The organism is Roseateles sp. P5_E11 (genome assembly GCF_054049355.1).
In genome coordinates this window covers 1-9071 of sequence record NZ_JBFUMO010000211.1, presented here as the reverse complement: position 1 = coordinate 9071, position 9071 = coordinate 1, and the positions used below count along the sequence as shown (strand labels likewise).

Genomic DNA, 9071 nt, shown 5'->3' with positions numbered 1-9071 from the left:
CTCTCGCGCCGCTGAAGCAGCGCATCGCCGGCAACGCGGCACCGCAATACGTCTACCGGCCCGAAAAGTCGGGCTGGTTCTCGGTGCATGAGCTGCCGGCCAGCGAGCGCCGTGTCATGGAGCTGTTCGTCAAGTGAGATTCATCAAGCGCCTGGAGGCGGCCCATCTGAATGGCCTCAGCGTGGCCCTGGGCGTGGCAGCCACGCATCTCGCCGTCGGCGCGCTGTTTGGCGAGACGGCGGGCCTGGCGGCCGTCGGTGGCGCCGTCTGCGCCAGCCTGACCGATCTGCCCAACCCGCCCCAGCGCGTGCTGCCGCGCGTGTTGCCGGCAGCGGCCGCCGCGGCGCTCGTGACGCTGCTGGTCGGACTGACGGACCACTCGCTCGCGTTGACCGTCGGCCTGATCGCCGTCGTCACCTTCCTGTCGTTGATGGCCCTGGCCTGGGGCCTGCGTGCCGGGCCGCTGTCGTTCGCACCGGTGCTGGCCATGGTCTTCGCGATGGCCTGGGACCGCACGGCCGGCGCCACGTCGCCGCTGGAGCACGCGCTCTGGGTGGGCCTGGGCGGCTGCGTTTATGCCGGCTGGGCGCGCGGCAGCGCGGTCGTGCTGCGCCACCGGCTGCGCGAGTTGGCACTGGCTACGGCACTGCGCGCCACCGAGAAGCGGCTGCGTTCGCGTGCCCAGCGCATTGCCGGCGCGGTGGGCGGCGCCGAGGCGAACATCCGTGCCTCCATTGCCGATGATGTGCTGCTCGCCGATGCATTGCAGGCCGCGCGCGACCAGGTTTTTGCCGCACGGCGCTCACCGCGCAGCCGCCGCCAGACCGACCTCGTGCTTGGCCTCATCGAGCTGCGCGACCTGCTGCTGGCCAGCCGGCTGGACACGGAGCTGCTGGGCCAGGACTTCCCAGGCCGCCAGTGGCGCGCCGCGCTGGCCGACGCGCTGCGCCACCTCGCCGACGTGCTCGCAGCCCTGGCCGACACCGTGGCCTATGGCGCACCGCTGCCCGAGGTGTCGGCCGACGCCTGGCGGGCGCAGTTGGCGGCGCGGTTGGCCGATGTCAGCGCGCCGGCTGGCGACTCGCGCACCCACCTCTCGTCGGCGCTGGCGTCGCGCGTCGGCCACATGCTGGACGACGTCAGCGCCATGGTGGCCCGCCAGACTGCCGCGGACAACCCCGACAGCCCCTGGACACCCGAGCGCCTCGCGCCCTTCGTGTCGCCCGAGGGCTGGCCGCTGGCGGCGCTGAAACCTCATCTGAACCTGCAATCCGGCGTCATGCGCCATGCGCTGCGCTCGGCGCTGGCGCTGTCGTTCGCCTATGCGCTGGGTGCGGCCCTGCCCTGGGCGGCTCACCCCTTCTGGTTGATGCTCAGCGTGGCCGTTGTGCTGCGCGGCAACCTGGAGCAGACGCTGTCGCGCCGCAACGAACGCATCATCGGCACCGTGCAGGGCTGCCTGCTCGTGCTGCTGCTGGCGCACGTGAGCTGGACGCCGCTGCTGAGCCTGTGCTTCATCGCGGCCGTGGGCACGGCCCATGCCTATGTGAACCGCCGCTACCGTGTCGCGGCGACGGCCGCGACGCTGATGGCCCTGCTGCAGCCGCTGATGCTGGCGCCCGGCAGCGACCCCTTCATCGCCGAACGCCTGGCCGACACCGTCATCGGCGCCGGCCTGGCCTGGCTGTTCAGCTTCGTGCTGCCGTCATGGGAACGCGCCGCGGTGCCGAGGTTGGGGGCGCAATTGCGCGGTGCGCTGGCACGGCATTCGGCCAACATGCTGCGCTGGATGCCCAGCGCCGAAGAACAGACCGCCCAGCGCCTGTCGCGCCAGCAGGCGTACACGGCGTTGGCCGCTCTTGCCGCGGCCGCCCAGCGCACGCGTGTCGAACCGGAGCGCGTGCGCCTGCCGGAGGCCGAGATCGAGTCGGCCTTGAGCCATGGTTATCGACTGATGGCGCTGCTCGGCGCGGTGCAGCACCAGGTGCAGCGCCGCACGGCCCGGCTGGACGCCGCCAAGGCCGAGACCGCACTGCCGCTGGCGCGCAAAGCCTGCGTGGATGTGCTCAAGGGCGAGCCCATGACGGGCACCGACCCGGCGGAGACGCCCGATGGAGACGCGGGCGCCTGGCCCGAGCATCTCGGCCAGCAGGACCTGACGCCCTGGCTGCTGCGCCGGCTCAGGCTGTGCCGCCTTGAAGCGCGCGAATTCGTCGCCGCACTGACCCGACTTCAAACCCCTGCAGGAGAACCGAAATGAGCATCCAGACCCGCGCCGCCGTCGCCTGGAAGGCCGGCCAACCGCTGAGCATCGAAACCCTGGACCTGGAAGGCCCGCGCGACGGCGAGGTGCTGGTTGAGGTCAAGGCCACCGGCATCTGCCACACCGATGACTTCACGCTGTCGGGCGCTGACCCCSAAGGCCTGTTCCCGGCCGTGCTCGGCCACGAGGGCGCGGGCGTCGTGCTGGAGAGCAAGGTGCCCTGGCTCAAAGCCGGCGACCATGTCATTCCGCTCTACACGCCCGAATGCCGCGAGTGCAAGTTCTGCCTGAGCCGCAAGACCAATCTCTGCCAGGCCATCCGCTCGACCCAGGGCAAGGGGCTGATGCCCAACGGCACCTCGCGCTTCTCGCTGAACGGCGAGCCGATCTTTCACTACATGGGCACCAGCACGTTCGCGAACCACATCGTCGTGCCCGGCATTGCGCTGGCCAAGATCCGGCCTGATGCGCCCTTCGACAAGGTTTGCTACATCGGCTGCGGTGTGACGACCGGCGTGGGTGCCGTGCTGTTCACGGCCAAGGTGGAGGCGGGCGCCAACGTGGTGGTCTTCGGCCTCGGCGGCATCGGCCTGAACGTCATCCAGGGCGCGAAGATGGTGGGCGCCGGCAAGATCATCGGCGTGGACATCAACCCGGCGCGCGAGGCGATGGCGCGGCAGTTCGGCATGACGGACTTCGTGAATCCCAAGGACGTGGGCAATGTTGTGGACCACATCGTGCAGCTGACCGACGGCGGCGCGGACTATTCCTTCGAATGCGTCGGCAACGTGCAGCTGATGCGCCAGGCGCTGGAATGCACGCACAAGGGCTGGGGGCGCAGCATCATCATCGGCGTGGCGCCGGCGGGAGCGGAGATCGCGACGCGGCCGTTCCAGTTGGTGACGGGGCGCAAGTGGGAAGGCTCGGCGTTTGGTGGCGCGCGTGGCCGGACGGATGTGCCGAAGATCGTCGACTGGTACATGGAAGGCAAGGTAAGGATCGATGAGCTGATCACGCACAAGTTGCCGCTGGAGAGGATCAACGAGGGGTTTGAGTTGATGCGAAGAGGAGAGAGCATTCGCTCGGTGGTGGAGTTTTGAGGAGGCCTTTGCCCAGTACCTCATGACTCGGTGCAGTGAGCCGGGAGTCCGCCCCGGCAGGGCGGGTAACTTTTCTCTGACGCGCCAGAGAAAAGTCACCAAAAGAGGAGCGCTCAATGCAATCCGCACTCGAGTGGGATGAGGCGCTCGCGTTGCTCGAACTGGGCCGCACGCCGAAGCGAGCCGCTGCGCTCTCGCCCACCACTTGTGCCGAGCGCCATCCATCGCCCCTTCAAGCCGCTTAACGCCGGCTGCACGCCGGGCTCATCAGGAAATACGGAACAGCCGCGTCGCCCGAGCGACGCTGCATTGGGCTGTTTTGATGAGCCCGGCGTGCAGCCGCGCGTCGAACGGGATGCTGGTGCGATGAATCCGGCTCGTGACAAGTGGTGGGCGAGAGCGCAGCGGGTCGCGTCTACGCGCAATCCACCGAGCGTTTTCGCGCGTCGCTCTTGGCAGCGTGGTGCTCGAGTGCGGTTCAGCGCCTCTTCTTTGATGACTTTCTTCTGGCGCCGCAGAAGAAAGTTATCCGGCCGCCGGGACGGACTCCCGGCAATGCATCGATCAGTGGCGCTCTTCGCAAAAGCGTCCTACCGCTCCTCCGGCGGCAACCCTTGCAGCGACTCCACCAACGCCGCATGCGCCTCCAAATCCACCAGCCTCAACTTCGGCACCGTCCTTGCCGGATAATCCCCAAGATAGTTCCCGCCCTTCCAGTTTCGCGCTGGCCTCACCGGCCGCGGCACAAAGCCGCCGCCGCAGTTGGGGCAGACATTGCCGAGCAGGCCTTCCGCACAGCCCACGCAGAAGGTGCACTCGAAGCTGCAGATTCGCGCCGCTGTCGACTCCGGCGGCAGCGCAACCGCGCAATGCTCACAGCTGGGACGCAACTCCAACATGGTCAGCGGCTCTTGCGGTAAGGCTCGTCCTCGACGATGAAATCCTGTTCACGCATCGAGTCCGCGATCCAGTCCTCTACCGCCGGGTGTGCCAGCAGCGAATCGCGATACGTCGCAGCCGCTTCCGACACCGGCAGGCCAAAGCGGCTCAGCCGCACCGCTACCGGCGCAAAGTAGGCATCCGCCGCGCTGAACTCGCCGAACAGGAAAGGTCCCCCGCTGCTGGCCAGCGCACCGCTCCACGCCGCATCCAGCCGCGCCACGTCGGCGCGCAGGGCCTCGTCCTCAGCCCAGAGCTTGGCGCCGACGTCGGGGAAGAAGACCTCGATGTTCATCGGGCAAACCGTGCGCAGTCGCATGAAGCTGGCATGCATCTCGGCGCACAGGCTGCGCGCCCGCGCGCGGGCTTTCACATCGCGCGGCCAGATGGCGTGCTCGGGATGGCGGTCGGCGATGTACTCGGCGATGGCCAGCGTCTCCCAGACCGTGAAGCCGTCGTCCTCGACGAGCACGGGCACGCGCTTGGTCGGCGTGATGCCGGCGATGACGCGGGTCCATTCCGAGTCCGGCGTGAAGTCGAAGCGCAGCTTGACCTCTTCAAACGGAATGCCGAAGGCCGCCAGCAGCACACCGCTGCGCATGGACCAGGACGAGTAGTTCTTGTTGCCGATGTAGAGCTTCATGACACCTTTCGCGTTGAGCCGGCGAGCTTAAACAGCCGCTGCTGCGCCGGGGATGAGCAATCCGCAACGGATTGATGCGCGCTCAGCGCCTGGCGCGCCAGGCGTCCAGACGTGCAACGCCGCCGTCAGGCGACAGATAAGTCGGCAGCACGGCCTCCAGCGAACTGGCCTGAATGCCCAGTTCCGCCAGGCCCGGCAGCTTGCCACTCGGTACATTGGGCACGGTGAGCGATGCGAGGTTGTCGCGCGACAGCAGCGGCTCGCCGGGCAGGCATTCCATGAAGAGGGCTTGCAGCGTCGCCAGCGCGCCGGGCAGGCGCAGGATGGGCCGCTCGCAGCCCGCAACGCGGCCGGCCAGCCGTACCAGCTCGGCCAACGTCAGTTCACGCGGGCCGGCGATCTCGTAGGTCTGGCCGATGGTCTCGCGGCGCAGCAGCGTCTCGACGAGGGCACGGGCCAAGTCCTGCACCCACACCGGCTGCAGCCGCGCATTCGCCCCGCCCAACGGCATCACCGGGAACAAGCCCTGCAGCCGCGCGAACAGGTTGACGCTCTTGTCGCCGTCGCCAAAAACCAGCGAGGGGCGCAGCAGCGTCAGCTCCAGCGGATGGGTCTGCGCCGCGACCTGCAGCGCAGCTTCGCCAGCGGCCTTGCTGCGCAGATAGCGCGACGGCGCATGCTCGCTCATCCCCCCACCAATACCCAGGGCGCTGACATGCACGAGGCGCTTCGCACCGGCCGCGGCAATGCGCTTGGGCAACTCGACATGCACATGCTCGAAGGCGGCCATGCTGCCCTGCAGGATGGCGACGAGGTTGACGACGGCGTCATGGCCTCTCACCAGGTCTGGCAGGTCGTGGAACACGTCGGCCTGCACGACGGTGACGCCTGGCAGGCTCTGCACGGCTTGCGCATGCGGCAGGCGGCGCGTGGGCACGGTGACGCGAGCCTCGGCGCCGAGGCGGCGCGTCAGCTGTTCGCACAAGGCGCGGCCGACAAAGCCGCTGCCGCCCAGGACCAATACGGACAGGCTCATGATTTGGACTCCCCCACCGCTGCGGGCGGCACGTCGCTGACGTCGGCATCGCGTGCGCCGGCAGGCCCGATGCTTTGCCCCAGGCGCTCGCGCAGCTTGGTGGCTGGCAGGCCCAGCACCTGGGCGTAGATGGCGCCGCCGAGCAGCACCTTGCGCACATAGTCGCGCGTCTCGTTGAACGGAATGTTCTCGGCCCAGATGGCCGCGTCGATGACGGGGCCATCGCGCCAGCGCGCGGGGCGGCCGGGGCCGGCGTTGTAGGCCGCCGCGGCCAGGGCCTGGGCGCCTTCGAAGCGGTCCAGTACCAGCTTCAGGTAGTTGGTGCCGATGCGCAGGTTGAAGTCGCGATCGTGCATCAACTCGGCGTTGTAGTTCAGGCCCACCTTCTTGGCCGTCCATTTGGCGGTGGCGGGCATGACCTGCATCAGGCCGGCCGCACCGACGTGCGAGCGTGCGTCCAGCACGAAACGCGATTCCTGGCGGATCAGGCCGTAGACATAGGCGGCGTCGAGCCCGGCGGCCTGCGCTTCGCGCTGCAACTCGACGCGATGCGGCGTGGGGTAGCGCTGGGCGATGTCGATCTCGGCCTTGGTGCGCTCGCTGGTGTTGATGCAGCGGTCCCAGACCTCACGGTCGCAGGCTTCCTGGGCGGCGGCCAGCAAGGCGCGGTCGCCCATGCCGCGCAGCGAGAAATTCCATTCGCGCACGCCCTCGCTGCGCAGGCCGAGGTTGATCAGCGACAAGGCCCGGGTCAGGCCGGGGTGGCTGCGCGCGGCGCGGCGCTCCTCGGTCGTCAGCGGCGCGGGCGCGGGCGGCAGCGGCGTGGGCAGGCCGATGTCCTCGGCGGCGAGGCGGCCGAAGTAGTTCAGTGGCGTGGTCGCCAGCGCGGCGAGCTGGGCACGAGCGGCCGGCTGGTCGCCCTGTTGCCGCGTGGCGCGGGCCTTCCAGTAGACCCAGGCCGGGTCGCGCTGCTCGATCGACGTCATGCGCTCGATCGCGCGCAGGGCTGCGGCCGGCTGGCGGGCGCGCAGCGCGGCGCGGGCGTGCCACGCCAGGGCGTCGTCGGTCCAGGGGAGGTCGGGCGCGAGCTTCTCGGCGCGAGCGAAGGCGGCGAGGGCGTCGTCCTGCAGGCGCAGCGCGGACTGGCGGCCGATCTGCGCCCACAGCCAGGCCTGCAGGTCGGCGGGCAGCTTGCTCCATTTGTCCTGCAGCAGGTCGCCGGCCTGATCGGGGTCGTTGCCGGCGACGCGGGCCAGGGCCAGCGCCGTCAGCTCCGCCTCGGGGCGCGGCGAGGTGCGGGCCTTGCGCGTCAGGTAGCGGCCGGCGTTGTCCTGCAGCTCGGCGAGCTTCTGGTCGAGGGGCTTGGCTGAAAGCAGGGCGACGGCCTGACGCGCGGCGCGCAGGCGGCCCTGCTCAGTGGCCAGGCGGGCCTTGGCCCACAGGGTGTCGGGCTTGAACTGGCCGGCCTCGACCATGGCGGCCGCGAGCTGCTGGCAGCCGTCATCGCCGTCCTTCTGGGTCATCCACGCGGTGCGGGCGGCGTCGGCATCGACCTTGGTGCCGGCGACATGATCCGCCAGCATGACGTAACAGGCGACCTCGCGGTCGTCGCGCATCTGATAGCTGGCATGGTCGCGCCTGAAATTGGCCCAGTCGCGGCGGTGGCCCAGTTCCAGCAGCCAGTCGTTACGCAGCCTGTCCTCGACATAGCTGCCGGGATAGCGGGCGTAGAAGGCGTCCATCTCGGGCTGGCGCACCTCGCTCAGGCGGGCATTCAGGTCGAAGTACTCGACCCAGCCGGCCAGCGGATGGTTCTGGGCGCGAGCCGCCTCGACGAAGGCCGTGAGGCGCTTGCGGTCGCGCTTGACCCAGGCGTCGCGGGCCTGCACGGCGAGGTCGGCATCGGCGGGGGGCACCGGCGGGGCGGCGTCGGCGCTCAATGCCGCCGACAGCAGCAGGGCCAGCGCCCCGCGGCTCATGCATTCCAAGACTCGACCACCCATCTGACTCATGCGCTTCACGCCTCGCGACTGCTTCACTTTGCGTGAGCGCCGGCCAGCTGGCCGAGCGCCGCGCCTTGATGCCGAATTTAACCCAGGGAAACCCGGGGCTTCGCGCTTTACGCAGGCGCGCGGTTTGCTCACGAATTTGTCCACGAGTTAGGGGCTGGTGATAGCGCTATCCAATCCGCTAACCTCACATCCAATCGACGAGGAGACTGTTGATGAAGACCGCTGCAAAACGTCTGTTGTTGGTGGCCTCCGCCGCGCTGCTGAGCCTGGCCGCCCAGGCCAACCCTGCCGTCTACCCGACGCCCGGCACGCCGGCGCCACCCAGCAGCTTCACGGCGGCCACCAGCGGCCTGCTGGTGGCCTACTACACCGGCGCGGCTGGCGGCTTCACCAACCTCGTCGGCGCGCGCATCAACGGCGTCGACGGCACGCCCGGCCTGGATAACCATGCCAGCGCCTATGGCCAGACCTTTGTGCTGGGCGCCGTGTCGGCCGGTGACAGCCTGGTGTTCTTCATCGATGCCAACAGCGGTGCGGCGCGCTATTACAGCGACGTCAGCCTGAACAGCGATGGCGTCAACCATGTCTGGGCCGCGCCGTTTGCCGGCGACGCCAAGGTGCCGGCCGGCACCAACCTCGCCTTCGAGGACCTGCCCAGCGGCGGTGATTTCAACTACAACGACCACAGCTTCGTCTACCAGATTACCGCCGTGCCCGAACCTGCCAGCTGGGCGCTGCTGCTGGCCGGCGCCGCCGGCCTGGCCTGGCGCCGTCGCCTTCGCTGACTCAGCTCGCGTCCACGTTCCAGCCCTCGATCTCGAAGCGCAGCCGCCCGCGGATGCCGGGGTTGGTGGGCTTCATCTTGCCGTTGGTGGCGACCGCGCTGCTGTCAAAAGGCACGCTGACCTCGATGCGGCCCGACTTCAGCTGCTTGGCCGCGATCTCGGTGTCGGCCATGGACACGCCGGCGTCCTGCCAGGCGTACTTGACCTTCCAGGCCTCGCCCTCGTTGGCCGGCGGCACCATCTCCAGGATCAGCGCATTGCGGAACAGATAGCCGCCCTCGAAGTGCTCGTTG

7 protein-coding genes and 1 pseudogene are annotated in these 9071 nt (G+C 69.1%); 3 read left to right on the top strand and 5 right to left on the bottom strand.

The genetic code is table 11. The annotated features are described in order from the left end of the window. Positions 1–133: 133 nt before the first annotated feature. Both ACXJKR_RS16495 and ACXJKR_RS16490 read left to right on the top strand, forming a co-directional pair. Positions 134–2260: an FUSC family protein gene (locus ACXJKR_RS16495; RefSeq protein WP_457323739.1), complete on the top strand. Its 2127-nt coding sequence runs from the start codon at positions 134–136 to the stop codon at positions 2258–2260. Between the two features lie 2 nt (positions 2261–2262). Then, a complete protein-coding gene (locus ACXJKR_RS16490) occupies positions 2263–3363 on the top strand; it encodes an S-(hydroxymethyl)glutathione dehydrogenase/class III alcohol dehydrogenase (protein WP_457323740.1) in 1101 nt (366 codons plus the stop codon). 590 nt (positions 3364–3953) lie between these two features. Here ACXJKR_RS16490 and ACXJKR_RS16485 read toward each other — a convergent pair. The 4 genes from ACXJKR_RS16485 to ACXJKR_RS16470 all read right to left on the bottom strand — a co-directional run bounded on the left by ACXJKR_RS16485 (position 3954) and on the right by ACXJKR_RS16470 (position 7960). Beyond that, a complete protein-coding gene (locus ACXJKR_RS16485; RefSeq protein WP_457323738.1) occupies positions 3954–4262 on the bottom strand; it encodes a DUF1272 domain-containing protein in 309 nt (102 codons plus the stop codon). A gap of 2 nt (positions 4263–4264) precedes the next feature. Next, positions 4265–4945 (bottom strand): glutathione S-transferase family protein, encoded by a 681-nt coding sequence (locus ACXJKR_RS16480; protein ID WP_457323737.1) that lies wholly within the window; start codon positions 4943–4945, stop codon positions 4265–4267. A gap of 82 nt (positions 4946–5027) precedes the next feature. Continuing rightward, positions 5028–5981, bottom strand: coding sequence for a complex I NDUFA9 subunit family protein (locus tag ACXJKR_RS16475; protein WP_056192383.1), 954 nt, complete (start codon positions 5979–5981; stop codon positions 5028–5030). After that, positions 5978–7960: a transglycosylase SLT domain-containing protein gene (locus ACXJKR_RS16470; protein ID WP_457323736.1), complete on the bottom strand. Its 1983-nt coding sequence runs from the start codon at positions 7958–7960 to the stop codon at positions 5978–5980. The genes ACXJKR_RS16475 and ACXJKR_RS16470 overlap by 4 nt, the downstream gene beginning before the upstream one ends. A 245-nt stretch (positions 7961–8205) precedes the next feature. Between ACXJKR_RS16470 and ACXJKR_RS16465 the strand changes: the two genes are divergently transcribed. After that, entirely contained in the window at positions 8206–8778 is a 573-nt protein-coding gene (locus ACXJKR_RS16465; protein ID WP_056192388.1) for a DUF4114 domain-containing protein, read from the top strand. A gap of 1 nt (position 8779) precedes the next feature. On the opposite strand, the pseudogene ACXJKR_RS16460 reads toward ACXJKR_RS16465, so the two are convergent. Beyond that, positions 8780–9071, bottom strand: a pseudogene (locus ACXJKR_RS16460) (hypothetical protein); the annotation flags it as partial.